Genomic DNA, 25088 nt, shown 5'->3' with positions numbered 1-25088 from the left:
AGGATTAACCCCCAACGCATATGCGCAGCAACTTAATGCTGCTTAAACTGGTGTCTACTTTAGTCGGGCCATTCCATACTTAATGCTTCCAGCTTCCAGCTTCCAGCTTCCAGCTTCCAGCTTCCAGCTTCCAGCTTATGGCTTATAGCTAGGGGCTACCCCGTATTACGCATCCCAGCGGCTATGCCGGCGATAGTCACCATCAGTGCCTGATCCAGTACCGGATGTATTTCACCTTCTTGCAAACGCGAGCGCTTTAAGAGTTCGGCCTGCAACACGTTGAGCGGATCCGTGTAGGGGTTGCGTAACTTGATGGACTCCTTGATCCAAGGCTCATCCGACAACAGCTCGGCTTCATCTTTTAGGTGCAGTATTAAGTCCATGCTGGCGCGCAGTTCATCGCGTAAGCGTTTGCCTAACGGCTTAAGCTCATCGGGCACTAATAGGCTGTCGTAATAGGCGGCTAGGCTTACGTCTGCTTTTAAAAACACCATTTCTAGCATATCGAGCCGAGCACGGAAGAAGGGCCAGTCTTTATTCATCGCCATCAGCGTACTTTCATCACCATTAGCGATGATAGCTTCCAGCCCTTTGTGGGCACCTAACCAAGCGGGCAGCATAAGGCGGTTTTGCGTCCAGGCAAAAATCCAGGGAATGGCGCGCAGGCTTTCTACGCCACCGTTAGGGTTGCGCTTAGCGGGGCGCGAGCCTAGCGGCAACTTGCCCAGCTCTCGTTCGGGGGTGGCGGCGCGAAAATAAGGTACGAAGTCCGGCTCGTCGCGAATAAGACTCCGGTAATGAGCACAAGAGACCTCACTCATGGTGTTCATTAGCTCGCGCCACTTAGGTTGTGGCTCCGGTGGCGGCAACAAGTTGGCTTCTAATACTGCGCTGGCATATAAGGCCAAGCTGTCAATGGCCACTTTGGGTAGGCCAAACTTAAAGCGGATCATTTCGCCTTGCTCGGTCACGCGCAGGCCGCCCAGCGTGGAGCCGGGCGGTTGTGCCAAAATCGCTTGGCGCGCCGGGCCGCCACCGCGACCTAAGCTGCCGCCACGGCCGTGGAACAAGGTCAGCTTAATCTGCTCTTGCTTGCTTAAGGCAATTAATTGCTCCATGGCGCTGTATTGCGCCCAACCGGCGGCCATCATGCCCGCATCTTTGGCGGAGTCGGAATAGCCAATCATCACGTATTGGCGGCCTTGCAAGTAACCGCGATACCAAGGCAGCGCATACAGCTGTTTGATGACGTCGGCGCCGTTATTTAAGTCTTCGAGCGTTTCAAATAAAGGGGCGACCGGCAGCGGGAAATTCACGCCACATTCTTTAAGCAGCAGTTGCACTGCCAACACGTCCGACGGCGCACCGGCCATGGAAATAATATAAATGCCGAAGGCATCTTGTGGATGCTTGGCGATCACTTGGCAGGTATCTAGCACTTCTTGAGTGTCGGCGCTCGGTTGCCATTGCCCTGTTACTCCTTGACGAGGCAACAGCGGTCGGCGTGAATTCAGCTCGTTGAGCAAGAAGGCTTGCCTATCCGCTTCGCTCCAATCACTGTAATCGCCTAGGCCCAAATAGCGGGTGATCTCGGCTAAGGCTTGCGTTTGGCGTGCGCCATCTTGGCGAATATCCAGCTTCAATAAGTGAATACCAAAGCAGGCAACTTTACGGATCACGTCTAATAACTGGCCGTCGGCAATCTTGCCTAAGCCGCAGTCTTGCAGCGAGCGATAGCACAGCTCTAAAGGTTGGCGCAGTTGCTCCGTGCTGGTGATGAGGTCGCGAGCATCTGTGCTTTGGCCTTGTACCTTGGCATTTAAGTACAGCAGGGTTTCGCGTAAGTCTTCGCGCACCGTGCGCAGCAAGGCGCGATAGGGTTCATTGCTTTCGCCACGCGCTTGGGGCAGCGACTGGGTTGCGGCCAGCAGCTCGTTATTCGCCTCTGACATCGACAGCTCAGAGACCAGCTCTTGCAAGTCGTTAAGCAGCAGCGAGCTGGCCACCCAACGGCCGAGTAACAGCACTTCATCGGTGACTTTGGCGGTGACGAACGGGTTGCCGTCGCGGTCGCCGCCCATCCAAGACGTAAAACGCACCGGGGCTGCATCTAGCGGCAGGCGTACGCCAAGCTGAGCGTGCAGTTGGCTGTCGAGCTGGCGCATAAACTGCGGCAATGCCGGCCATAGACTGTTTTCGATCACGGCAAAACCCCAGCGCGCTTCATCTACCGGTGTAGGGCGCTGGGTGCGAATTTCATTACTGTGCCAGCCCTGCGTGATCAGCTGGTCGATGCGCGCCAGTAACTCGGCTTTTTCCGCTTGCGGCAAATCTAACTCTAAAGCGGCTAAGCAGTCGTTGAGTTGCACATGCTTATGAATAAAAGTGCGGCGCGTCACTTCGGTGGGGTGAGCGGTCAGTACCAAGTCGATATGCAAATCGGCCACGGCGGCTTTAATGCTGTCTTCGTTAATATCGGCTTGTTTGAGGCGCTCAAATACCTGACTTAAGGGGCCTGCACCGGCATGGTGTTGGGTTTGGCGAGAGATGGTATGAAATTGTTCGGCCACGTTAGCCAGATTTAAAAACTGACTAAAGGCGCGTGCCACCGGCAACAGCTCGTCGTCGCTTAAATGCTTTAAGGTCTCAAGTAGCTGCTCTTGGTCTTGGTCATTACCTTGGCGAGCCGACTTGGCTAGTTGGCGTATGGTTTTTATTTTATCGAGAAAGTGTTGGCCATGATGATCTTTAATGGCATCGCCCAGCAATTGCCCCAGCAAGCCGACGTTGGCTCTTAGCGGTGCATGATTATCCATATCTCTGCGTCCTTGGTATAAGTAGTGTTTTTATTAGTACTAGCCGTATCTAGCCAGTTTTCACGAATTGGGTCAATCGGGATGAAAGCGCGGTCGTTGTTTTGCGAGCGAGTGCAAAGAGTAGACCAGTGAGATGTAAGACGGGCGGAGTGAGGCGTGTCTGTCTAGGTATTTCTCCTCACGCCTCACCCCTCACTCTTCACATTTATTGAGCCAAACAAAACCGGCCCACTAAACGCTGAATAATATCTATGGTTGGTTTAACAAACGACAAGTCTAAGTACTCATCGGGCTGGTGCGCCTGCGCGATATGGCCAGGGCCCAAGACGATAGTTTGGCAGCCTAACAGATTGATAAAGGGCGCTTCGGTGCAATAGTTAACCGCTTCCGCAGGATTACCGGTGATCTCGGCGGCGGCCAAGACTAATTCGCCATTCGGATCCGTGCCGTAGGGCGGGATCGGCTCATGTAAGTGGAACAGCTCCAGCGCATTAGGGTATTGCTGCTTGATGGGCTCTATGGCGTGATGCAACAAACCCATGAGTTCATCGGGGCCCACGCCGGGAATAGGGCGCATATCGAAATTCAGCTCACAACAGGCACAAATCCGGTTTGGGCTGTCGCCACCAAACAGCGAGCCTAAGTTTAGCGTTGGCTGGGGCACCTTGAAATGCTGGTTGCCGTAGTTTTCTTTGAGCTGGCGCTGTAAGTCCAATAACCGGCCCATCACCTGATGCATAATCTCCAGCGCGTTCACGCCATTGGCCGGATCCGAGCTGTGGCCACTTTTACCGGTAATGCGAATGCCTTCCGACATATGGCCTTTATGCATCATCACAGGTACTAAACCGGTCGGCTCACCTATGACTGCATAATCCGGCTTAATGGCCATGGCGCTGGCAATGGCGCGGGCACCGGCCATGGTGGTTTCTTCATCTGCGGTGGCCAAGATGCGGATGGGCTTAGTCAGCTTGCTTAAGTCCATGTCTTTGAGCGCTTCAACGATAAAGGCGAAGAAGCCTTTCATGTCGATCACGCCCAAACCATAGAGGCGGCCGTTTTCTTCAGTCAACTTAAACGGGTCTTTGGTCCAGCGGCCTTCATCATAGGGTACTGTATCTGTGTGGCCCGCCAGCAGTAAGCCACCATCGCCTTCGCCGCGCGTGGCGACCATGTTGAATTTACCCGGCAAACCGTCAAGTTCAGTGACTTCTACCGAGAAGCCAAGCTGGCTAAACCAGTCGGCAAGCAAGCGAATGACCTTTTCATTACTCTGATCCCAGCTGGGCTCAGTGCTACTGATGGAGGGCAGGGCGATAAGGTCTCGATACATATCGAGCAATTTAAACTGTGACGCTGTCTGGACTGATGGCATGAAAACTCCATAAAAGTTAAGCAAATTTATATTCAATAATGTTGCATAAGTATTTGTTCATTGCTAGTCTGGCGACCTATTCTTTTCTGGGTAATTAGCGTAGCAAATGGCCATGTATTTCTATTCTTTATTGCGGCGACCACCACCGTACGCCTAAGTCATTTGCCTTAGGGTGACATAAGCCCTGAAAACACGCTAGGCTGACGCCTACACTCTCAAGCCCTAACAAATAGATGGACCTGCCCCATGTTAAAAGCTGCAATTATTGGTGCTAGTGGATACACCGGAGCCGAACTGGCCGGATTAGTCCAAGCACACCCTAACCTCACGCTCGCCGGCCTTTATGTTTCTGAAGGTAGCTTAGATGCGAAAAAGCCTTTTTCTAGCTTGTATCCACGCTGGCGCGGTGTGATTGAGCAAGCACTCTTGCCGTTAGATGATGCGGCCATTCAACAGATCTGCGACCAGGCCGATATTGTGTTGTTGGCCACGGCTCATGAAGTGAGCCATGACCTAGCACCCGGCTTTTTAGCCAAGGGCATGCCAGTATTTGATTTATCTGGCGCGTTTCGCGTGCCCGGCGAAGGTTTCTATGACAAGTTCTACGGTTTTGCGCACCAATTCGGTGACTGGTTAAGCAAAGCCGCCTATGGCTTGGCTGAGTGGAATCAAGACGCCATTAAAGCAGCACAATTGATTGCCGTACCGGGTTGTTATCCAACTGCCTCTTTAACCGCGCTTAAGCCTTTACAAGTAAACGACTTAATTGCCGCTGGCAGCAGACCGATTATCAGCGCCGTGAGTGGTGTGAGTGGCGCCGGTCGTAAAGCCAGTATGGCGAACAGTTTTTGCGAAGTGAGCTTTAAGCCCTACGGCGTATTGAATCATCGCCATCAGCCTGAGATCAGTCATCACCTGAGCAATAATGTGCTGTTTCAACCGCACTTGGGTAACTTTATTCGCGGTATTTTGGCCACTATCTATGTAGAGCTAAAAGACGGCGTGACCGATGAGCAAATTGCCAACGCTTACCATCAGGCTTACGACGGTCAAAAAATTGTGCGCTTAACCGGTCAATGGCCACAAATTAATGATGTGGCAGGCACGCCGTTTTGTGACCTGCACTGGGCCCGCGACGGTAAGCAGTTAATAGTGGTATCGGCCATCGACAACCTGTTAAAGGGTGCTGCCAGCCAAGCGATTCAATGTATTAATATTCACCAAGGTTTCTCGCCGCTGGCGGGTCTGGTGCAGGAGTAATTAAGGATGACTAAGCAAACCACACCGTTAATCATTAAGTTGGGCGGCACCTTATTAGAAAGTAACGAGGCATTGGCCGCACTGTTTGCCACGCTAAACACCTTTATCAATGAGGTAAAGCGCCCGCTGGTATTAGTGCACGGCGGTGGCGTTTTGGTGGATAACCAGCTGGCCGCCATGGGGCTGACTTCCACTAAGAAAGATGGCCTGCGTGTAACGCCGCTGGAGCATATTCCGGTGATAGCTGGCGCCTTGGCGGGCACTGCTAATAAGTTGCTGCTGGCGCAAGCGCTGGCCCACGGCATTAACAGCGTCGGTTTGTGTTTAGGCGATGGCGGTTTATGCCGGGTTAGCCAGCTGGATCCTGAGCTGGGTTCGGTCGGCAAGGTAGACGGCGGTGACGCCACCTTAATTAGCACGCTATTAAACGCAGGTTTTATGCCGGTGATCAGCTCGATTGGTATTACCAATGACGGTGGCTTGATGAACGTGAACGCGGATCAAGCGGCCACAGCCATTGCCGAAGTGCTGGATGCAGATTTAGTGATGCTGTCGGATGTAAGTGGCATTCTCGACGGCGAACGTCAGTTGATTAATTCGCTGACCGAGAGTCGCGCCTTGGAGCTGATGCAACAAGGGGTGATCAAAGATGGCATGGCCGTGAAAGTAAAAGCGGCCCTGCAAGCCACTCAAAAACTGGGTAAACCGGTTGCCGTGGGCAGCTGGCGCAATCCTGAACAATTATTGTCGCTGCTGGCAGGTGAGTCCGAGTTTGGCACCCGGATTTCACACTAAGGACTTACCTTATACTAGGAGATAAGATGCAGCATTTATTAAGCCTAAAAGATTACAGCAAGCAGCAAATACAAGATATTTTGGCGCTGGCCAAAGACTTGAAAGCCAATCCGGGCAAGTATGCGGATGCGCTAAAAGGCAAGAGCGTGGTCACGCTGTTTGAGAAACCGTCACTGCGTACCCGCGTGACGCTAGATATCGGCATTAACCGCTTGGGCGGCCATGCGGTGTATTTGGACAGCCAAAATGGCGCCATGGGCAGCCGCGAAACCGTACAAGACTTTGCCGCTAACTTGTCTCGTTGGTGCCAAGCCATAGTGGCGCGCGTGTATGACCACCAAACGCTGGTGGAAATGGCAAAATACGCACAAGTTCCTGTGATCAATTCCTTATGTAACCTGTATCATCCGTGCCAAGCATTGGCGGATTTTATGACCATAGCCGAGCATCACGAAGATTTGAGCAAGGTACATTTGGTGTACTTGGGTGATGGTAACAACGTCACCAACTCCTTGTTGCTGGCCGGTGCTATTTTAGGTGCGACCGTGAGTTCGGTTTGCCCCCGTGGCCGCAACGTGGATGCCCAGATATTAAAAGAAGCCGAAGCGCTGGCCGCCATCAGTGGTGGCAAGGTGCAGGTTGCCGAGAGTTTGGATGAGCTGACCGATATCGACGTGCTGTACACGGATACTTGGGTATCTATGGGCGATAAAACGCCATTAGATCAAGTGACCGAAGTCTTCATGCCGTATCAGATCAATCAGGCCATGCTCGACAAAACCGGTGCCAAGCAGGTATTACACTGCCAGCCTGCGCATCGGGAATTGGAAATAACTTCTGAGGTAATGGACGGTCCGTCTTCCTTTATTCTCGACCAAGCTGAAAATCGCATGCATGTGCAAAACGCCGTGCTGCTGACATTGATTAACAGGGATATGCACTAATGAGCCAATTTAAAAAAATTCTGCTGGCCTACTCAGGCGGTTTAGATACTTCTGCCATCATTCCATGGTTGAAAGAAAACTACGCAGGTTGTGAGATCATCGCCTTCGTGGGTGACGTAGGCCAAGGCGCCGAAGAGCTGGAAGGTATTGAAGCCAAGGCGCTGTCTTCAGGTGCGGTGAAGTGCATAGTTGCCGACCTGAAAGACGAGTTCGTGAACGACTATGTGTATCCAACCCTGAAAACCGGTGCTATCTACGAAGGTACTTACTTGTTAGGTACCTCTATGGCACGCCCCATTATCGCTAAAGCCATGGCCGAAGCGGCACTGGCCGAAGGCGCCGATGCCATCGCTCACGGTTGTACCGGTAAAGGTAACGACCAAGTACGTTTTGAAGGTGCAGTAGCTGCATTAGCACCTCAGCTGGCCATTATCGCCCCTTGGCGTATCTGGGACATGCGCAGCCGCGAAGACTTGTTGAACTACTTGGCCGAGCGCAACATCAAGACCACCGCCAGCGCCACCAAGATCTATTCTCGTGATGCCAACGCTTTCCACATCTCTACCGAAGGTGGCGAGTTAGAAAGCACGTGGAACGAGCCTTCTGAGCAAGCTTGGACTTGGACTGTGTCCCCGGAACAAGCTCCAGACAAAGCCGAAACTCTGTCTTTGACCATCGAAAAAGGCCGTGTGGTGGCGCTCGATGGCAAAGCGATGAGCCCATACAAGCTGTTGGTTGAGCTGAACAACCGTGCCGCTAAGCATGGCGTGGGCCGAGTGGATATAGTAGAAAACCGTTTGGTAGGCATGAAGTCTCGCGGTTGCTACGAAACTCCAGGTGGTACCGTGCTGATGGCGGCACTGCGCGCCGTTGAAGAACTGGTATTAGACAAGCCAACGCGCACTTGGCGTGAAAAAGTGGGCGCCGAGTTCTCACACCTAGTTTACGACGGCCGTTGGTTTACGCCTTTGTGCAAGGCGCTGTTAGCGTCTGCTGATGCCATTGCCGAAGACGTATCCGGTGAAGTGGTGTTGAAGATGTATAAAGGTCAGGTAACTGCCATTCAGAAGTCTTCTCCTAACAGCCTGTACTCAGAAGAGTTCGCGACTTTCGGTGAAGACGAAGTCTACAACCAGAGCCACGCCGAAGGTTTCATCCGTCTGTACTCTTTGCCAAGCCGCATCAAGGCACTGAACAGCCTGAAGAAGTAAGCTTCGCTAAGAAATAAAGGGGGGCTTAGGCCCCCTTTGTTTTTGATGAGCTGTAAGCCATACGCTGTACGTTAAAGATAAAAACAGAACCGCTACGATGGGTTTTGTAGGCGAACACTTGTTCTCGCATTACGCCGCAGGCGTAAATCTGTAAAACCATTCTGCTCCGCAGGACCGCCGAAGTCCTCTTTACTAAAGAGACGGGCGGGCTACGGATAAACGGTGTTTTCTTTAGCTCTCAGTTTAAAGCTTACGGCTTACAACTTTATTTTCCGTATAATATCGAGCAACTAACAGCCGAGTCCGTCGTGGACCTGGTTATCTAAAAATTCTAGTAATGTCGTTAAGGAGTAGCGGTTATGGCACTTTGGGGTGGACGTTTCAGTCAGGCAGCAGATGCTAAATTTCAGCAGTTCAATGATTCACTGCGTTTCGATTACCGCTTAGCGGAGCAAGACATAGTCGGCTCCATCGCTTGGTCTAATGCCTTGTGCAAAGCCGGTGTATTAAACAGCGACGAGCAGCAAAAAATTGAATTGGCCTTAAATGAGCTTAAAGCCAAGGTATTAGCCGACCCAAGCCAAATTCTGCAATCTGATGCCGAAGATATTCACTCTTGGGTGGAAGGTCAGCTGATAAATGTGGTGGGTGACTTAGGTAAGAAGCTGCATACCGGCCGTAGCCGTAATGACCAAGTGGCCACCGATCTTAAGCTGTGGTGTAAGCAGCAAGTCCCTGTGTTGCTGGGCAAAATAGATGAGCTGCAAAAGCAGTTGGTGACTGTGGCCCGTCAACAGCAAGCCACAGTACTGCCAGGTTACACTCACTTGCAGCGCGCTCAGCCGGTGACCTTTGCCCACTGGTGTTTAGCTTACGTAGAAATGCTGGATCGCGACTTCACTCGCCTACAAGATGCGCACAAGCGCATGGACACTTGCCCACTAGGCAGTGGCGCACTGGCCGGCACCGGTTTTCCGATTGACCGCCATGAGTTGGCGCTGTCACTGGACTTTGCGGCACCAACCCGTAACAGCCTAGACTCAGTATCTGACCGTGACCATGTGTTAGAGCTGATGAACTGTGCCGTGAATTCCATGATGCACCTGTCACGCTTTGCCGAAGACTTGATTTTCTATAACTCAGGTGAAGCTGGTTTTATCGAATTATCGGATCGCGTGACGTCAGGTTCATCCCTGATGCCACAAAAGAAGAACCCTGATTCACTTGAACTGATCCGTGGCAAGACAGGTCGCGTGTTTGGTGCCTACGCCGGCATGATGATGACGCTGAAAGCACTGCCGTTGGCGTACAACAAAGACATGCAGGAAGACAAAGAAGGCCTGTTTGATGCGTTGGATACTTGGTATGACTGCCTAGACATGGCAGAAATGGTATTGCATGACCTGAAGCTGAACGAAGAAAAAACCCGTGAAGCGGCGCAGGGCGGTTATTCCAACGCCACCGAGATGGCAGATTACTTAGTCTCTAAGGGTATTCCTTTCCGTGAAGCACACCATATAGTGGGTGCGATTGTGGTGCATGCCATTGCTAAGAAATTGCCGATGGAAGAATTGCCACTGAGCGATTTTAAAGAGTTTAGCCCACTGATTGAAGACGATGTGTTTGGTCGTTTGTCTCTGGAGTCCAGTCTCGCCAGCCGTTGTGCACTGGGCGGCGTAGCACCCGATCAGATAGAATTCGCACTAACTCAAACCGAACAGCGCCTTAGCCAGCGCGGTTAACTGAGTTAGCACGATGCTTACTATTAATACCGGGCTTGCCCGGTATTTTTTTGCCTAGCATCTAAGGCTCTGCGGCCAGCTGTAAGCCGTCAGCGTTAAGCGATCAGCTAAGGGAAGGCTCGTCTTATGTAGAAGCCGTATCTTAGGTAACGAGGGCTTCGGCTTGGCTTTATGTCTTGAGCTAAAATATTCTGCTGCGCAGAACCGCCTAATAAATTGGCGGCTACAACCCGGTATCGGCGCTGCAGCACGCTTTCCCCTCACCATTTCCCCCTCACTCCTCACGCACCATAAAATAGTGGTGAAAAATAACTCAAAGCCACTTGTACGCCATCGTCAGATAGGTATAATAGCGCTCGCTTAGTACGGAATTAGTTAGCGTTTGCTAGTTAATTCATGCGTATTTAAGCGAGCCGATATGGCTCCGTTAATAGCTCTTGTAGCGATTAACCATACAAGCCCCCGATTTGGGTGGCATCGTTGTTAAATCACACCCCCACTTTTCTATAAGAGTGCAGGCGGTGTTGATTTATGTTCTTTATCCAATTGGAGCTCTGGTAATGCAGAACCAAAGAATTCGTATCCGCCTGAAGGCTTTCGATCACCGTCTGATCGACCAGTCTACTGCGGAGATCGTAGAAACTGCTAAGCGCACTGGCGCCCAGGTACGTGGTCCTATTCCATTGCCTACTCGCAAAGAGCGCTTCACCGTACTGACATCTCCACACGTGAACAAAGATGCACGTGATCAGTATGAAATTCGTACTCACAAGCGTTTAGTCGACATCGTCGAGCCAACTGATAAAACAGTTGACGCTTTGATGAGATTGGATCTGGCTGCTGGCGTTGACGTCCAGATCAGCCTGGGCTAACAACGGAGAGGTTAATAATGGCAATCGGTCTAGTTGGTCGTAAGCTAGGTATGACTCGTATCTTCACTGAAGACGGCGTGTCCATCCCAGTTACCGTTATCGAAATAGATGCCAACCGTGTTACCCAGGTGAAAACTCTGGAATCGGATGGCTACAAAGCTATTCAGGTGACAACTGGCGTCAAGAAAGCGATTCGTGTCACCAAGCCACAAGCGGGTTTATTCGCTAAAGCTGGCGTGGAAGCGGGCCGCGGTCTGTGGGAATTCCGCCTGGGTTCAGGTGAAGGCGAAGGCATCGAAGTTGGTGCTCAGCTGAATGTTGATATCTTCAACGATGTCAAAAAAGTAGACGTTACTGGCACTTCTAAAGGTAAGGGTTTTGCAGGTACGATTAAGCGCTGGAACTTCAGCATGCAAGACGCTACCCATGGTAACTCTCTGTCACACCGTGTTCCTGGTTCAATTGGTCAAAACCAATCACCAGGTAAAGTGTTCAAAGGCAAGAAAATGGCCGGACACATGGGTGCAGAGCGTGTTACTACGCAAAACCTAGAAGTTGTTCGCGTTGATGTTGATCGTAACTTACTGCTCATTAAAGGTGCAGTACCAGGTGCGACTAACGGCAGCGTGATCGTTAAACCTGCCGTTAAATCGTAACGTCTGAGGAGATAGTCATGGAATTGGTAATGAAAGACGCGCAAGCCGCTCTTGAAGTTTCCGAAACTACCTTCGGGCGTGAGTTCAACGAAGCTCTGGTGCATCAGGTTGTAGTAGCCTATGCAGCAGGTGCTCGTCAAGGTACTCGTGCTCAGAAGACCCGTTCCGAAGTGTCTGGCGGCGGCAAGAAGCCGTGGCGTCAAAAGGGCACTGGCCGGGCCCGTGCCGGTACCATTCGCTCACCTATATGGCGTGGCGGTGGTGTGACTTTTGCGGCTAAACCGCAAGATCACAGCCAAAAGGTCAATAAGAAGATGTATCGCGGCGCGATCAGAAGCATTCTGTCTGAGCTGGTACGTCAAGATCGTTTGATAGTGGTTGAGAAGTTCGGTGTGGAAGCGCCTAAAACTAAAGAACTGCTGGTCAAGTTGAAAGAGTGGGATCTGACTGATGTTCTGATCATCACTGCTGAAGTTGACGAGAACTTGTTCCTCGCCGCTCGCAACCTGTACAAGGTAGACGTGCGTGATGTAGCCGGTATCGACCCAGTTTCTTTGATCGCTTTCGACAAAGTATTGGTAACTGCTGACGCAGTTAAGCAAATCGAGGAGATGCTGGCATGATCCGTGAAGAGCGTATTTTAAAAGTTCTGAGGGCGCCGCATGTCTCTGAAAAAAGCACCATGGTTGCTGAAAAGACGAACACTATCGTCTTCAAAGTTGCAATGGATGCTACTAAAGCTGAAGTAAAAGCTGCGGTCGAGAAGCTGTTCGAAGTTGAAGTTAAAGATGTTCGCTCGTTAGTGGTGAAGGGTAAAACCAAACGCACCGGTAACCGCACAGGCCGTCGTTCCGACTGGAAGAAAGCCTACGTGACCCTGAAAGAAGGTCAAGACATCGACTTCATCGGCGGCGCCGAGTAAGAAAGGAGCAAGTTAAAATGGCAGTTATTAAGTGTAAGCCTACTTCTCCGGGTCGCCGTCATGTAGTTCAGATCAGCAACCCGGAATTGTACAAAGGCAAGCCGTTCGCCGCCCTGCTGGAAAAGAAAACCAGAACTGGTGGTCGTAACAATGCTGGCCGTACTACCTCTCGCCACATTGGTGGTGGTCATAAGCAGCATTATCGTTTAGTTGACTTCAAACGCAACAAAGACGGTATTCCAGCTAAAGTTGAACGCTTAGAGTATGATCCTAACCGTACAGCTAACCTGGCTTTGCTGTTGTTTGCAGACGGTGAGCGTCGTTACATCTTGGCACCTAAGGGTGTTCATGCTGGCGACCAAATCCTGTCTGGCGATGCTGCACCGATCAAAGCAGGTAACTGCTTGCCGATGCGCAACATCCCAGTAGGTAGCACCGTGCATGCCATCGAGATGAAGCCTGGCAAGGGCGCGCAAATTGCACGTTCTGCTGGTACATCTGCCCAGATCCTGGCGCGTGATGGAAACTACGTAACCCTGCGTCTGCGTTCTGGCGAAGTACGTAAAGTACTGGCTGAGTGCCGTGCAACTCTGGGTGAAGTAGGTAACGCTGAGCACATGTTGCGTCAGCTGGGTAAAGCTGGTGCTTCGCGCTGGCGTGGTATTCGCCCACAGACACGTGGTGTGGCGATGAACCCAATAGACCACCCACACGGTGGTGGTGAAGGTCGCAGTTCTGGCGGTCGTCATCCGGTTACTCCTTGGGGTAAACCGACTAAGGGTGCCAAAACCCGTAAAAATAAGCGTACTGAGCCATTAGTAGTACGTCATCGTAACAAGTAATCGTTATTTAGAGGTATCGCCATGCCACGTTCTCTCAAGAAAGGTCCTTTCATAGACCTGCACTTGCTGAAGAAGGTAGAGAAAGCGGTGGAAAGCGGGGAAAAGAAACCAATTAAGACTTGGTCCCGTCGTTCAATGATCATTCCGAACATGATCGGTTTGACCATCGCTGTCCATAATGGTCGTCAACATGTGCCCGTATTCGTTTCTGAAGAAATGATCGGCCATAAGTTAGGCGAATTTGCACCGACTCGTACTTATCGCGGCCATGTCGCTGATAAGAAGGCCAAGAAGCGTTAAGGGGTAAAAGATGGAAGCTATAGCTAAACACCGCTTTGCTCGTACTTCTGCCCAGAAGGCGCGCCTGGTAGCCGATCAAGTCCGTGGTCTATCCGTAGACAAGGCTCTGAATGTCCTGGCTTTCAGCCCTAAAAAGGCTGCCGTTCTGGTTAAGAAAGTACTTGAATCTGCCATTGCTAATGCCGAGCACAATGAAGGTGCGGATATCGATGAGCTAACAGTGGCTAAGATCTTCGTTGATGAAGGTCCAACCATGAAGCGTATTCGTCCACGAGCCAAAGGCCGCGCGGACCGTATCATGAAGCGTACCAGCCACATCACTGTGGTTGTGTCCGACCGCTAAGAGGCTAGGAGATAAGCAATGGGCCAGAAAGTACACCCAAACGGAATTCGCTTAGGGATTACCAAGCCTTTTAATTCGACCTGGTTTGCGAATACAAAGGACTTTGCTGATAACTTATACAGCGATTTTCAAGTTCGTCAGTACCTCAAAGAGGAACTGAAGAACGCATCACTGTCTCGTATCGTGATCGAGCGTCCTGCGAAGAGCATCCGTGTGACTATTCACACCGCTCGTCCAGGCGTGGTCATCGGTAAGAAAGGTGAAGACGTGGAAAAACTGCGCAAGCACATCGCCAAATTGGCCGGTGTACCTGCACAGATTAACATTTCCGAAGTGCGTAAACCTGAGCTGGATGGTCAGTTGGTAGCGGATTCAATCGCTTCACAACTCGAGCGCCGCGTCATGTTCCGTCGTGCTATGAAGCGTGCGGTGCAGAACGCAATGCGTATCGGTTCCAAAGGCATTAAGGTGGAAGTTAGTGGTCGTTTAGGCGGCGCTGAAATCGCGCGTACCGAATGGTACCGTGAAGGTCGTGTGCCTCTGCACACCCTGCGTGCCGATATCGACTACGCAACTTCTGAAGCAGCTACCACTTACGGCATCATAGGCGTAAAGGTTTGGATATTTAAGGGTGAAGTTCTTGGCGGCCTACCAGTCGCTGAAGAACAAGCTCCAGCCAAACCTAAGCGCAAAGGCCGCGGTAAGTAAGGAGACTCGGAAATGTTGCAACCAAAACGTACGAAATTCCGTAAAGTCCACAAAGGCCGCAACCGCGGTGTGGCAACCACTGGTAACCTGATTTCTTTCGGTACCTTTGGTTTGAAGGCGACTACTCGCGGACGTATCACTGCTCGTCAAATCGAAGCAGCACGTCGTGCTATGACTCGTCACGTTAAGCGTCAAGGTAAGATCTGGATCCGTATTTTCCCTGACAAGCCTATTACCGAGAAGCCTCTAGAAGTGCGTATGGGTAAGGGTAAGGGTAACGTGGAATATTGGGTAGCCCAGATCCAGCCTGGTCGCGTTCTGTATGAGATGGACGGTGTACCTGAGTCAATCGCTCGCGAAGCCTTTGCATTGGCGGCTGCTAAGTTGCCAGTTAGGACCACTTTCGTAACTCGGACGGTGATGTGATGAAAGCACAAGATCTGCGTGAAAAGAGTGTTGAAGAACTGAACCAGGAGCTGTTAGCTTTGCTGCATGCGCAATTCAAAATGCGTATTCAAGCAAGCACAGGTCAACTGGAACAGACTCACAACATTAAAATTGTACGTCGCGATATCGCACGTGTAAAAACTGTTTTGAATCAAAAGGCAGGAGCGTAAGATGAGCGATTCTAACGTTCGTACTCTGCAGGGCGTTGTAGTTAGCGACAAGATGGAAAAGTCCATTGTTGTAGCTATCAGCCGCTTCGTGAAACACCCGATCTACGGGAAGTATCTGAAGCGCACTACTAAGCTGCACGTGCACGATGAAAACAATGAATGTACTACCGGTGACGTCGTGACTGTTCGCGAATGTCGTCCGTTGTCTAAGACTAAGTCTTGGACCCTAGTAAAAATTATTGAGCGTCCGGTTAAAGCCTAAGACTGCTTGGTAATATTTGCACGGTCAAACGGCCCTAATTTGGGGCCGTTTGTTTTTTATACTTCCTTTTTAAGATTTGGCAGTGCTATAATGCCGCGCCTGCAAAAGGCAGCCAATATCCCGAAAGGGTTTTAATAAAGTAATCACTTTAGCGGAGCACTAACATGATCCAAATGCAAAGTATGCTGGACGTGGCCGACAACTCCGGCGCGCGTAGCGTAATGTGTATTAAGGTCCTGGGTGGCTCGCACCGCCGCTACGCCGGAATCGGCGACATCATCAAAGTTACTGTTAAGGAAGCAATTCCTCGCGGTAAAGTAAAAAAAGGTGATGTAATGAACGCGGTGGTCGTACGCACTCGGAAAGGCGTTCGTCGTCCGGACGGCTCAGTCATCCGTTTCGACCGCAACGCGGCCGTGATTTTAAATAGCAATCAACAGCCGATCGGAACTCGTATTTTTGGGCCTGTGACGCGTGAACTCCGTAATGAGAAGTTCATGAAGATTGTTTCACTGGCACCTGAAGTACTGTAAGGAGTCAACGATGGCAGCTAAAATCCGTCGCGATGACGAAGTCATCATTCTTACCGGCAAAGACAAAGGCAAACGTGGCAAAGTCACTAAAGTTCTAGTTGAAGCTGGTAAAGTAGTAGTCGCAGGTCTTAACCTGAACAAAAAACACCAAAAGCCGGTTCCACAACTGGGCCAGGCTGGCGGTATTATTGAGCAGGAAGCACCTCTCGACGTTTCAAACGTAGCGCTGTTCAACTCTGCCACTGGCAAAGCTGACCGTGTTGGTTTCCGGTTTGAAGACGAGAAGAAAGTTCGTTTCTTCAAGTCAACCGGCGAACTTGTGAAGTAATTGGAGTTTATACGATGGCGAAACTGCATGGTTACTACAACGAAACTGTAGTAAAAGAGCTGATGAGTCAGTTCGGGTATACGTCTATCATGCAAGTCCCTCGGATTGAGAAAATCACCCTGAATATGGGTGTGGGTGAAGCTTTGGCTGATAAAAAGATCTTGGATAATGCTGCCGCCGATATGGCTGCCATTTCCGGTCAAAAGCCATTGATCACCCTTGCTCGTAAATCCGTTGCTGGCTTTAAGATCCGTGAAGGCTACCCAATTGGTTGTAAAGTAACACTACGCGGCGAGCGTATGTGGGAGTTTCTGGAGCGTTTGATTTCGATTTCCATTCCTCGAATTCGTGACTTCCGTGGCCTGAACGCTAAGTCGTTCGACGGTCGTGGTAACTACTCGATGGGTGTGAAAGAGCAAATCATCTTCCCAGAGATCGATTATGACAAAGTAGACAGGGTTCGTGGTATGGACATTACTATCACTACCTCTGCTAAGTCAGACGACGAAGGCCATGCTTTATTGGCAGCCTTTAACTTCCCATTCCGTAAGTAAGGTGTAGGGTTATGGCAAAGCAATCAATGAAAGCTCGCGAAGTCAAGCGCGCAAAGCTGGCTGAAAAATTCTCAGCTAAGCGTTTTGCACTGAAAAATACCATCTCTAACGTGAACACTTCTGAAGAAGATCGTTGGGATGCAGTGCTTAAACTGCAGCAATTGCCCCGTGACGCAAGTCCCTCTCGTCAGCGTAACCGCTGCAACATCACAGGCCGTCCGCATGGTTTCCTGCGTAAATTCGGTCTGAGCCGCATTAAAGTGCGTGAGCTGATGATGAAGGGTGAAATTCCAGGCCTGAAGAAGGCTTCTTGGTAAGCGAACACGGGAGTAATAGATTATGAGCATGCAAGATCCGATCGCGGATATGCTGACCCGCATCCGCAACGGTCAGGCAGCCAATAAAGTGGCTGTGACCATGCCCTCTTCTAAAGTAAAAACGGCAATTGCCCAAGTACTTAAAGAAGAAGGCTATATTGCTGACTTTAAAGTTGTCGGTGATGTTAAGCCTGAGCTGGAAGTGACGTTAAAGTACTTCGAAGGCGAAGCTGTGGTTGAACTGATCCAACGCGTTAGCCGCCCAAGTCTGCGCATCTATAAGAAGCGCGACGAACTGCCGAAAGTAATGGCAGGTATGGGTGTTGCTATCATTTCCACGTCTAAAGGTGTAATGACCGACCGTGCCGCGCGTAAAGCCGGTATGGGCGGTGAAATCATCTGCTACGTAGCTTAAGGAGTAGATATGTCTCGTATTGCTAAGGCACCTATCGACATTCCTGCTGGCGTAGAAGTGACGTTGAATGGTCAGGAAATTACTGTCAAAGGTAGCAAAGGTACATTAAACCGTACTATTCACGCTGCCGTTGAAATCAGCCAGAATGATAACGTGCTGACGTTTGCTCCACGTGAAAACGTAGCAAATGCTGATGCCCAGGCGGGTACTGCCCGTTCTCTGGTCAATAACATGGTTGTCGGTGTTACCGAAGGCTTTGAGCGCAAGCTGCAGCTGGTTGGTGTTGGCTATCGTGCCCAGATGAAAGGCAATGCAATTGCATTGTCTCTGGGTTTCTCTCACCCGGTTGAGCATGCGCTTCCTGAAGGCGTGACGGCTGAATGTCCGACTCAGACTGAGATTGTTCTCAAGTCTGCCGACAAACAGCAGATCGGTCAGGTCGCTGCCAATATTCGTGCGTACCGCAAGCCAGAGCCTTACAAAGGCAAAGGCGTTCGCTATTTCGGCGAACAGGTGCGCAGTAAAGAGGCTAAGAAGAAGTAAGGTAACACTATGCTCAAAAAAGCAGCTCGAATCCGCCGTGCTACAAAAGCACGTGCCAAGATGCTGGAACTGGGTGCGACACGTCTTGTGATTCACCGTACTCCGCGTCACATTTATGCCCAGGTTATTGCAACTGGTAGTACCGCCGTGTTGGCTTCTGCGTCTACCGTAGAAAAAGCACTGCGTGACCAGTTGAAATCAACCGGTAATATTGAAGCCGCAACAGTTATCGGTAAAGCAATCGCTGAACGCGCTCTTGAAAAAGGCGTAACAGCAGTCGCGTTTGACCGTTCCGGTTTCCAATATCACGGTCGCGTAGCTGCATTAGCTACCGCTGCACGTGAAGCTGGTCTTCAGTTCTAAAGGTGGAGTCGAAAATGGCAAAAATCGAAGCTCAAGCCGGCGATCTGCAAGAGAAGCTTATTGCAGTTAACCGTGTTTCAAAAGTTGTAAAAGGTGGTCGTATTTTCTCCTTCACCGCTCTGACGGTAGTAGGCGACGGTAACGGTCGTATTGGATTTGGTTACGGTAAAGCTCGTGAAGTTCCAGCTGCGATTCAAAAAGCAATGGAACAGGCTCGTCGTAACATGCGTACTATTGGCCTGAACAAGGGCACCTTATTCCATCCGGTAAAAGGTCGTCACTCTGGTTCCAATGTATTCATGATGCCTGCTTCTGACGGTACCGGTATTATTGCCGGCGGTGCAATGCGCGCCGTGTTAGAAGTTGCAGGTATTCATAACGTACTGGCTAAAACGTACGGTTCCACCAACCCAAACAACGTAGTCCGCGCTACCATCGGCGCCCTGGAGAAAATGAAATCTCCAGAGCAAGTCGCTGCGAAACGTGGTCTGCGCGTTGACCAAATTCTGGGGTAAGCGCCAATGGCTAACAAGACTGTAAAAATTACACAGACTCGCAGCTCAATCGGCCGTTTGCCTAAGCATAAGGCAACGTTGCGTGGCCTGGGTCTGCGTCGCATTGGTCACACCGTTGAGCTGGAAGATACAGCTTGTACTCGCGGTATGATCAACCAGGTTTACTACATGGTTAAGGTTGAGGAGTAATCGCATGCGTTTGAATACTCTATCCCCAGCTGCCGGTTCAAAGCCAAGCGCTAAGCGCGTCGGCCGTGGTATCGGTTCAGGTATGGGTAAAACCGCTGGTCGTGGCCATAAAGGTCAGAAATCTCGTTCTGGCGGTAAGGTTCGTAACGGTTTTGAAGGCGGTCAAATGCCTTTGAAACAGCGTTTGCCGAAGTTTGGTTTTACTTCGCGTAAAGGCTTAGTTACTGCCGAAGTTCGTTTAAGCGAACTGGCCAAAGTTGAAGGCAACGTTGTTGACTTGAACACTCTGAAGCAAGCTGGCTTGATCACTAAGAACATCCAGTTCGCCAAAGTTGTTCTGTCTGGCAGCATTGACCGTGAAGTGACTTTGGTTGGTGTGGGCGTCACTAAAGGTGCACGCGCAGCCATCGAGACTGCTGGCGGTAAAATCGAGGAATAAAAAGTACTATGGCCAAGAAACCAGGATTAGTATCTAAAAGCGCACAAGGTGGGCTGGGTGAATTGAAGAGTCGTTTACTCTTCGTTCTTATCGCGATTGTTGTCTTTCGCGCCGGTTCCTATGTGCCTATTCCTGGAATTGACGCCGCCGTACTTGCCGAGTTGTTTAAACAGCAACAGGGCACCATCATTGAAATGTTTAACATGTTCAGTGGTGGCGCTCTGGAGCGAGCGTCCATACTGGCGCTGGGGATAATGCCGTATATTTCTGCGTCCATTATTATCCAGTTGCTGACTGTGGTTCACCCCGCCTTGGCTGAGCTCAAGAAGGAAGGTGAATCTGGCCGTCGTAAGATCAGTCAGTACACCCGATATGGCACGCTCGTGCTCGGCACCATCCAGGCCATCGGTATCGCTACCGGCTTACCAAATATGATGCCAGGACTTGTGGTTAACGCAGGTCTACCATTTTATTTTACAGCTGTAGTGAGCTTGGTCACCGGTACCATGTTCTTAATGTGGTTAGGTGAACAGGTTACCGAACGAGGCATTGGCAATGGTATCTCGTTGATCATCTTCGTAGGTATTGTTGCTGGTCTGCCATCGGCCATTGGTGCCACGGCAGAGCAGGCGCGTCAGGGGGAATTGCACGTATTGTTGCTGTTGCTACTGGCCGTGATTGTGTTTGCAGTGACTTTCTTTGTGGTATTTGTTGAACGTGGCCAGCGCCGCATTGTGGTGAACTATGCCAAACGTCAACAAGGCCGTCAGGTTTTTGCAGCACAAAGTACACACCTGCCCTTGAAAGTGAATATGGCGGGGGTTATTCCGGCAATTTTCGCATCCAGTATTATTCTTTTCCCGGGTACCGTAGCCTCATGGTTCGGCCAAGGAGAAGGGTGGTTAGCCAATGCTCTGCAAGAGGTTTCTCTTGCTCTGCAACCGGGTCAACCACTGTATGTGATGCTGTATGCAACTGCTATTATCTTCTTCTGTTTCTTCTATACCGCGTTGGTGTTTAACCCGCGTGAGACGGCAGATAACTTGAAGAAGAGCGGTGCTTTCATTCCAGGCATACGCCCGGGTGAGCAAACCGCGCGCTATATCGATAAGATAATGACTCGCCTAACTTTGGTTGGTGCGCTCTACATTACCTTTATCTGTTTAGTGCCACAGTTTCTGATGACAGCTTGGAACGTCCAGTTTTACTTTGGCGGTACTTCGCTGTTAATTATTGTGGTCGTCATCATGGATTTCATGGCTCAGGTGCAAACCCACATGATGTCTCATCAGTATGGCGACGTGATGAAAAAAGCGAATCTGAAGGGTAACCGTTAAGATTCGGTAATTTACGGAGTTAAGCAATGAAAGTTCGCGCTTCCGTTAAGGCAATTTGCCGTAACTGCAAAATCGTTAAACGCCACGGCGTAGTACGTGTTCTTTGCTCTGAGCCAAGACATAAACAGCGTCAAGGCTAAAAAGTTACGGTTTAACTTGTAATTTAAAGGCGAGCTGGCTAAAGTAGCCAGTCTCCCTTGTAGGGTGTCTGTACAGTCGTTGCGTATCCTAGACGGGCTTTGCAACGGCTTAATATTTAAAACTCTGTAGGAGTGCATAGTGGCCCGTATCGCTGGCATTAACATTCCTGACCATAAACATGCAGTTATTGCTTTAACTGCGATTTATGGCATAGGCCTTACCCGCTCACAAGCCATTTGTGCTGCAGCCGGTATCGCTGAGAATGTGAAGATTAAAGAATTGGATGAAGCTCAGGTAGAAACCCTGCGTGAGCAAGTTGCAAAGTTCACTGTTGAAGGTGATCTGCGTCGCGAAATCTCCATGAACATAAAGCGTCTGATGGACCTGGGTTGTTACCGAGGTTTGCGTCATCGCCGCAGCCTACCCCTTCGTGGTCAGCGCACTAAGACTAATGCGCGCACGCGCAAAGGTCCTCGTAAACCGATCAAGAGATAACGGGAAGGTAGATCATGGCTAAAACTCCAGCTCGTAGTACGCGTAAGCGCGTCAAAAAGCAGGTGAGCGATGGGATTGCCCACGTTCATGCATCTTTCAACAACACCATAGTAACTATTACCGATCGTCAGGGTAACGCTCTTTCTTGGGCAACTGCTGGTGGTTCAGGTTTCCGTGGTTCGCGTAAATCCACCCCGTTCGCCGCTCAGGTAGCAGCAGAACGCGCTGGTGAAGTTGCGAAAGAATACGGTGTTAAAAACCTAGAAGTAATGGTGAATGGTCCGGGTCCGGGCCGCGAGTCTTCTATTCGTGCATTGAATGCTGCGGGTTTCCGCATCACCAATATCACTGATGTGACTCCGATTCCGCACAACGGTTGTCGTCCTCCGAAGAAGCGTCGCGTATAACACTTCTTGTAGGATAGTTGGAGAAAGAACATGGCAAGATATTTGGGTCCCAAACTCAAACTGAGTCGTCGTGAAGGTACTGACTTGTTCCTCAAGTCTGGTGTCCGCTCGATTGAGTCAAAGTGTAAGATTGATACAGCACCAGGTCAGCACGGCGCGCGTAAAGCCCGTCTGTCAGACTACGGTGTGCAGTTGCGTGAGAAGCAGAAAGTTCGTCGTATGTATGGCGTACTGGAAAAGCAATTCCGTAACTACTATAAAGAAGCTGCTCGCTTGAAAGGCAATACCGGTGCAAACCTGTTGCAGCTGCTGGAAGGACGTTTAGACAACGTTGTTTACCGCATTGGTTTTGGCTCTACACGTGCCGAATCACGCCAGTTGATCAGCCACAAGGCGATCCTGGTAAACGGTAAGGTTGTTAACATTCCTTCGTTCCAAGTTTCTCCCGAGGATGTGATTAGCATTCGCGAGAAGGCGAAGAAACAAGCCCGGATCAAAGCCGCTCTTGAGGTTTCCGGTCAACGCGAAAAGCCGACTTGGGTAGAAGTTGACGTTACTAACATGCAAGGCGTTTATAAGCGTCTGCCTGAGCGTAGCGATCTATCTGCCGAAATCAACGAACAGCTGATCGTCGAGCTTTACTCTAAGTAAAGCTAGCTTCAAAGAGAGGACACAATGCAGGGTTCTGTAACAGATTTTCTTAAGCCGCGTCTGGTTGATATAGAACAGATCAGCCCGACTCATGCCAAGGTGACTCTCGAGCCGCTGGAGCGTGGCTTTGGTCACACATTGGGTAATACGCTACGTCGTATTCTGCTTTCTTCCATGCCGGGTTGTGCAATTACTGAAGTCGAAGTAGACGGTGTACTGCACGAGTACAGCAGCAAGGAAGGTATTCAGGAAGATGTCCTGGAAATCTTACTTAACTTGAAAGAAGTTGCTATCAAGTTGGAAGGCAAGGACGAAGTCACCCTTACTCTGACCAAAACTGGTGCAGGTCCCGTAACTGCAGGCGACATCACCCACGGTGATGACGTTGAGATTGTTAACCCAGAGCACGTTATCTGTCATCTGACGGGCAATGATGCCGAAATCAGCATGCGTCTAAGAGTGCAACGCGGCCGAGGCTATGTACCTGCTTCTGCTCGTGCGCACACTGAAGACGATGAGCGTCCAATTGGTCGTTTATTGCTGGATGCGGCTTATAGCCCAGTGGTTCGAATCGCCTACAATGTTGAGGCGGCCCGTGTTGAACAGCGTACCGATTTAGATAAGCTGGTTATCGACATGGAAACTAACGGCACCTTAGATCCAGAAGAAGCCATCCGTCGTGCAGCTACTATTATGGCTGAGCAACTGGAAGCATTCGTAGATCTGCGTGATGTTAGCGAACCAGAAGAGAAGGAAGACAAGCCTGAGTTCGATCCGATACTGCTGCGTCCTGTCGACGATCTAGAGCTGACAGTTCGCTCTGCGAACTGTCTAAAGGCTGAAGCGATCCACTACATTGGTGATCTGGTACAGCGTACCGAAGTTGAGTTGTTAAAGACTCCTAACTTAGGTAAGAAATCTCTTACTGAGATTAAAGACGTGTTAGCGTCACGCGGCTTGTCTCTGGGCATGCGCCTAGAAAACTGGCCGCCAGCTAGCATCGCTGACGAATAAACCGGGTCACGGTTTACAGATTTAGTTAGGAAGGATTAGTTCATGCGCCATCGTAAGAGTGGTCGTCAACTTAACCGGAACAGCAGCCACCGTCAGGCAATGTTCCGTAACATGGCTAGCTCCTTGGTTCGTCATGCCGTTATTAAAACGACACTGCCCAAGGCAAAAGAGCTACGTCGTGTTGTAGAGCCTTTGATCACATTGGCTAAAGTCGACACAGTAGCTAACCGTCGTTTGGCATTTGCCCGTACTCGCGATAGCGAAGTAGTGGGTATTTTGTTCAACGATTTGGGACCTCGCTACCAGGAGCGTCCGGGTGGTTACACCCGCATCCTGAAGTGTGGTTTCCGTGCAGGCGATAACGCACCTATGGCTTATATTGAGCTGGTAGGTCGTGATATCAATGCAACAGCAGTAGAAGATACTGAAGAGTAAGAATACAAAGCCGGGTTCGCCCGGCTTTTTCTTGCCTGCAATTTAGTAAACCCCGCACACCTTCGCTACAACACCGCTTGAAGTCGTACGTAATACTTGCCAGAACACTTACGCTATACTCCAAACTCAGGTTACAACCAACACTGATACTCTAACCGTTGGCTATAAGTTATCCGTCGTCAGAAATGCCCCCGAAGTGCAGTATCCAGCTTCAAGATAGATCTCTTCTTTTACATGCACCTGATGCTTAGTGTGTCAATCCGCCCAATCAAATATCAGCACTATTTACCTACTATCTATATAAGCAGCCGATTAGGCGGTGAGTACTATCAGATAATGTAGAAACAACAGATGTAGAGCCAAGATCACCATTAGCACTGAGTTATGTTAGGTATTTCATTCAATACTCAAAATTAAAGATTCAATATAGCGGTGAAGCAGGGTGCTCACCGCTGGTTTTAGGCCTTAGCTTCACCCCTTACACTTCACTCCTCACGGCCTTAATGTGCATAACTCTGTGAGTAAGTTGTGCGCTTGCTGGGTGTTTGAGCAGTCAGTCGTGAATTGTCATTTTATTGCCATAAACGACTTGCGCCAAAAGCTGAGATCTCTATACTCCACCCCACTGACACGGGGCAAGGCGCTCACGGTCACAAGGGTTTGAGAAAACGAAATTAAGTTTGAAACAAACACTTGACGAACACTACGGATTGCGTAGAATACGCATCCCGACCTGAGACACGGTCA

At 50.3% G+C, this 25088-nt stretch carries 35 protein-coding genes; 33 read left to right on the top strand and 2 right to left on the bottom strand.

Going from position 1 to position 25088, the window contains the following annotated elements; translation table 11 throughout:
* Nucleotides 1-155: 155 nt before the first annotated feature.
* Together ppc and argE are read right to left on the bottom strand one after the other, a co-directional pair.
* A complete protein-coding gene (ppc, locus tag ACEN2G_RS13780; RefSeq protein ID WP_442022498.1) occupies nucleotides 156-2816 on the bottom strand; it encodes a phosphoenolpyruvate carboxylase in 2661 nt (886 codons plus the stop codon).
* Nucleotides 2817-3021: 205 nt separating this feature from the next.
* Nucleotides 3022-4191 (bottom strand): acetylornithine deacetylase, encoded by a 1170-nt coding sequence (gene argE / locus ACEN2G_RS13775; RefSeq protein WP_442022496.1) that lies wholly within the window; start codon nucleotides 4189-4191, stop codon nucleotides 3022-3024.
* Between the two features lie 246 nt (nucleotides 4192-4437).
* Here argE and argC point away from each other — a divergent pair, with 246 nt between their 5' ends.
* The 33 genes from argC (at nucleotide 4438) to rplQ (ending at nucleotide 24341) form a co-directional block, all read left to right on the top strand.
* Entirely contained in the window at nucleotides 4438-5451 is a 1014-nt protein-coding gene (gene argC, locus ACEN2G_RS13770) for an N-acetyl-gamma-glutamyl-phosphate reductase (RefSeq protein ID WP_442022494.1), read from the top strand.
* A gap of 6 nt (nucleotides 5452-5457) precedes the next feature.
* Nucleotides 5458-6246 carry an acetylglutamate kinase gene (argB, locus tag ACEN2G_RS13765; protein WP_442022492.1) on the top strand — a complete coding sequence of 263 codons (789 nt, stop codon included), beginning with the start codon at nucleotides 5458-5460 and terminating at the stop codon, nucleotides 6244-6246.
* Nucleotides 6247-6272: 26 nt separating this feature from the next.
* Nucleotides 6273-7190, top strand: a complete 918-nt coding sequence (locus ACEN2G_RS13760; protein ID WP_442022490.1) for an ornithine carbamoyltransferase — start codon at nucleotides 6273-6275, stop codon at nucleotides 7188-7190.
* Nucleotides 7190-8401 (top strand): argininosuccinate synthase, encoded by a 1212-nt coding sequence (locus tag ACEN2G_RS13755; protein ID WP_442022488.1) that lies wholly within the window; start codon nucleotides 7190-7192, stop codon nucleotides 8399-8401. The genes ACEN2G_RS13760 and ACEN2G_RS13755 overlap by 1 nt, the downstream gene beginning before the upstream one ends.
* A 359-nt stretch (nucleotides 8402-8760) precedes the next feature.
* Nucleotides 8761-10143, top strand: coding sequence for an argininosuccinate lyase (gene argH / locus ACEN2G_RS13750; RefSeq protein WP_442022486.1), 1383 nt, complete (start codon nucleotides 8761-8763; stop codon nucleotides 10141-10143).
* Nucleotides 10144-10703: 560 nt separating this feature from the next.
* Nucleotides 10704-11015, top strand: coding sequence for a 30S ribosomal protein S10 (rpsJ, locus tag ACEN2G_RS13745; protein WP_086964527.1), 312 nt, complete (start codon nucleotides 10704-10706; stop codon nucleotides 11013-11015).
* A gap of 17 nt (nucleotides 11016-11032) precedes the next feature.
* Nucleotides 11033-11671, top strand: coding sequence for a 50S ribosomal protein L3 (rplC, locus tag ACEN2G_RS13740; protein ID WP_442022484.1), 639 nt, complete (start codon nucleotides 11033-11035; stop codon nucleotides 11669-11671).
* Nucleotides 11672-11688: 17 nt separating this feature from the next.
* Complete coding sequence (gene rplD / locus ACEN2G_RS13735) at nucleotides 11689-12294, top strand: 50S ribosomal protein L4 (protein WP_319783064.1); 606 nt, start codon at nucleotides 11689-11691, stop codon at nucleotides 12292-12294.
* Nucleotides 12291-12593, top strand: coding sequence for a 50S ribosomal protein L23 (rplW, locus tag ACEN2G_RS13730; protein ID WP_319783065.1), 303 nt, complete (start codon nucleotides 12291-12293; stop codon nucleotides 12591-12593). Before rplD ends, rplW begins: the two co-directional genes overlap by 4 nt.
* Nucleotides 12594-12610: 17 nt before the next feature.
* On the top strand, nucleotides 12611-13435 hold the full coding sequence (rplB, locus tag ACEN2G_RS13725) for a 50S ribosomal protein L2 (RefSeq protein ID WP_087036454.1): 825 nt from the start codon (nucleotides 12611-12613) through the stop codon (nucleotides 13433-13435).
* A 21-nt stretch (nucleotides 13436-13456) separates the two neighbouring features.
* Nucleotides 13457-13735 carry a 30S ribosomal protein S19 gene (gene rpsS, locus ACEN2G_RS13720; protein WP_086964532.1) on the top strand — a complete coding sequence of 93 codons (279 nt, stop codon included), beginning with the start codon at nucleotides 13457-13459 and terminating at the stop codon, nucleotides 13733-13735.
* A 10-nt stretch (nucleotides 13736-13745) separates the two neighbouring features.
* Nucleotides 13746-14078 carry a 50S ribosomal protein L22 gene (gene rplV, locus ACEN2G_RS13715; protein WP_086964533.1) on the top strand — a complete coding sequence of 111 codons (333 nt, stop codon included), beginning with the start codon at nucleotides 13746-13748 and terminating at the stop codon, nucleotides 14076-14078.
* Between the two features lie 18 nt (nucleotides 14079-14096).
* Complete coding sequence (rpsC, locus tag ACEN2G_RS13710) at nucleotides 14097-14786, top strand: 30S ribosomal protein S3 (RefSeq protein ID WP_442022481.1); 690 nt, start codon at nucleotides 14097-14099, stop codon at nucleotides 14784-14786.
* A 12-nt stretch (nucleotides 14787-14798) separates the two neighbouring features.
* On the top strand, nucleotides 14799-15212 hold the full coding sequence (gene rplP / locus ACEN2G_RS13705) for a 50S ribosomal protein L16 (protein ID WP_442022479.1): 414 nt from the start codon (nucleotides 14799-14801) through the stop codon (nucleotides 15210-15212).
* Nucleotides 15212-15403 (top strand): 50S ribosomal protein L29, encoded by a 192-nt coding sequence (rpmC, locus tag ACEN2G_RS13700; protein WP_087036459.1) that lies wholly within the window; start codon nucleotides 15212-15214, stop codon nucleotides 15401-15403. Before rplP ends, rpmC begins: the two co-directional genes overlap by 1 nt.
* A 1-nt stretch (nucleotide 15404) precedes the next feature.
* Nucleotides 15405-15665 (top strand): 30S ribosomal protein S17, encoded by a 261-nt coding sequence (gene rpsQ, locus ACEN2G_RS13695; RefSeq protein WP_442022476.1) that lies wholly within the window; start codon nucleotides 15405-15407, stop codon nucleotides 15663-15665.
* Between the two features lie 164 nt (nucleotides 15666-15829).
* Nucleotides 15830-16198, top strand: a complete 369-nt coding sequence (gene rplN / locus ACEN2G_RS13690) for a 50S ribosomal protein L14 (RefSeq protein WP_087036464.1) — start codon at nucleotides 15830-15832, stop codon at nucleotides 16196-16198.
* Nucleotides 16199-16208: 10 nt separating this feature from the next.
* Entirely contained in the window at nucleotides 16209-16526 is a 318-nt protein-coding gene (gene rplX / locus ACEN2G_RS13685; RefSeq protein ID WP_442022474.1) for a 50S ribosomal protein L24, read from the top strand.
* Nucleotides 16527-16540: 14 nt separating this feature from the next.
* Nucleotides 16541-17080 (top strand): 50S ribosomal protein L5, encoded by a 540-nt coding sequence (gene rplE / locus ACEN2G_RS13680; protein ID WP_442022472.1) that lies wholly within the window; start codon nucleotides 16541-16543, stop codon nucleotides 17078-17080.
* An 11-nt stretch (nucleotides 17081-17091) separates the two neighbouring features.
* Nucleotides 17092-17397: a 30S ribosomal protein S14 gene (rpsN, locus tag ACEN2G_RS13675; RefSeq protein ID WP_442022470.1), complete on the top strand. Its 306-nt coding sequence runs from the start codon at nucleotides 17092-17094 to the stop codon at nucleotides 17395-17397.
* A 22-nt stretch (nucleotides 17398-17419) separates the two neighbouring features.
* Entirely contained in the window at nucleotides 17420-17812 is a 393-nt protein-coding gene (rpsH, locus tag ACEN2G_RS13670) for a 30S ribosomal protein S8 (RefSeq protein ID WP_442022468.1), read from the top strand.
* A 9-nt stretch (nucleotides 17813-17821) separates the two neighbouring features.
* The gene (gene rplF / locus ACEN2G_RS13665) at nucleotides 17822-18355 is read left to right on the top strand and encodes a 50S ribosomal protein L6 (protein WP_442022466.1); all 534 of its coding nucleotides are present in this window, start codon (nucleotides 17822-17824) and stop codon (nucleotides 18353-18355) included.
* A gap of 9 nt (nucleotides 18356-18364) precedes the next feature.
* Nucleotides 18365-18718, top strand: a complete 354-nt coding sequence (gene rplR, locus ACEN2G_RS13660; protein ID WP_442022464.1) for a 50S ribosomal protein L18 — start codon at nucleotides 18365-18367, stop codon at nucleotides 18716-18718.
* A 14-nt stretch (nucleotides 18719-18732) separates the two neighbouring features.
* The gene (gene rpsE / locus ACEN2G_RS13655) at nucleotides 18733-19233 is read left to right on the top strand and encodes a 30S ribosomal protein S5 (protein WP_319783072.1); all 501 of its coding nucleotides are present in this window, start codon (nucleotides 18733-18735) and stop codon (nucleotides 19231-19233) included.
* Nucleotides 19234-19239: 6 nt separating this feature from the next.
* Nucleotides 19240-19422, top strand: a complete 183-nt coding sequence (gene rpmD, locus ACEN2G_RS13650) for a 50S ribosomal protein L30 (RefSeq protein WP_086964546.1) — start codon at nucleotides 19240-19242, stop codon at nucleotides 19420-19422.
* A 4-nt stretch (nucleotides 19423-19426) separates the two neighbouring features.
* Complete coding sequence (gene rplO / locus ACEN2G_RS13645; RefSeq protein WP_442022461.1) at nucleotides 19427-19861, top strand: 50S ribosomal protein L15; 435 nt, start codon at nucleotides 19427-19429, stop codon at nucleotides 19859-19861.
* Between the two features lie 8 nt (nucleotides 19862-19869).
* Nucleotides 19870-21198, top strand: a complete 1329-nt coding sequence (gene secY / locus ACEN2G_RS13640; protein WP_442022459.1) for a preprotein translocase subunit SecY — start codon at nucleotides 19870-19872, stop codon at nucleotides 21196-21198.
* Between the two features lie 26 nt (nucleotides 21199-21224).
* Entirely contained in the window at nucleotides 21225-21338 is a 114-nt protein-coding gene (gene rpmJ, locus ACEN2G_RS13635; protein ID WP_208005714.1) for a 50S ribosomal protein L36, read from the top strand.
* Between the two features lie 139 nt (nucleotides 21339-21477).
* A complete protein-coding gene (rpsM, locus tag ACEN2G_RS13630; RefSeq protein WP_442022457.1) occupies nucleotides 21478-21834 on the top strand; it encodes a 30S ribosomal protein S13 in 357 nt (118 codons plus the stop codon).
* Nucleotides 21835-21848: 14 nt separating this feature from the next.
* Complete coding sequence (gene rpsK, locus ACEN2G_RS13625; RefSeq protein WP_086964551.1) at nucleotides 21849-22241, top strand: 30S ribosomal protein S11; 393 nt, start codon at nucleotides 21849-21851, stop codon at nucleotides 22239-22241.
* 30 nt (nucleotides 22242-22271) lie between these two features.
* The gene (gene rpsD, locus ACEN2G_RS13620) at nucleotides 22272-22892 is read left to right on the top strand and encodes a 30S ribosomal protein S4 (protein WP_319783073.1); all 621 of its coding nucleotides are present in this window, start codon (nucleotides 22272-22274) and stop codon (nucleotides 22890-22892) included.
* 24 nt (nucleotides 22893-22916) lie between these two features.
* The gene (locus ACEN2G_RS13615; RefSeq protein ID WP_442022454.1) at nucleotides 22917-23906 is read left to right on the top strand and encodes a DNA-directed RNA polymerase subunit alpha; all 990 of its coding nucleotides are present in this window, start codon (nucleotides 22917-22919) and stop codon (nucleotides 23904-23906) included.
* A gap of 42 nt (nucleotides 23907-23948) precedes the next feature.
* Nucleotides 23949-24341 (top strand): 50S ribosomal protein L17, encoded by a 393-nt coding sequence (gene rplQ, locus ACEN2G_RS13610; RefSeq protein ID WP_442022452.1) that lies wholly within the window; start codon nucleotides 23949-23951, stop codon nucleotides 24339-24341.
* The last annotated feature ends 747 nt before the right edge of the window (nucleotides 24342-25088 follow it).

Origin of the sequence: Oceanisphaera sp. W20_SRM_FM3, from assembly GCF_052119705.1 — a bacterium.
Taxonomy (GTDB): Bacteria; Pseudomonadota; Gammaproteobacteria; order Enterobacterales; family Aeromonadaceae; genus Oceanimonas.
This window is presented reverse-complemented; position numbering and strand designations above follow the sequence as displayed.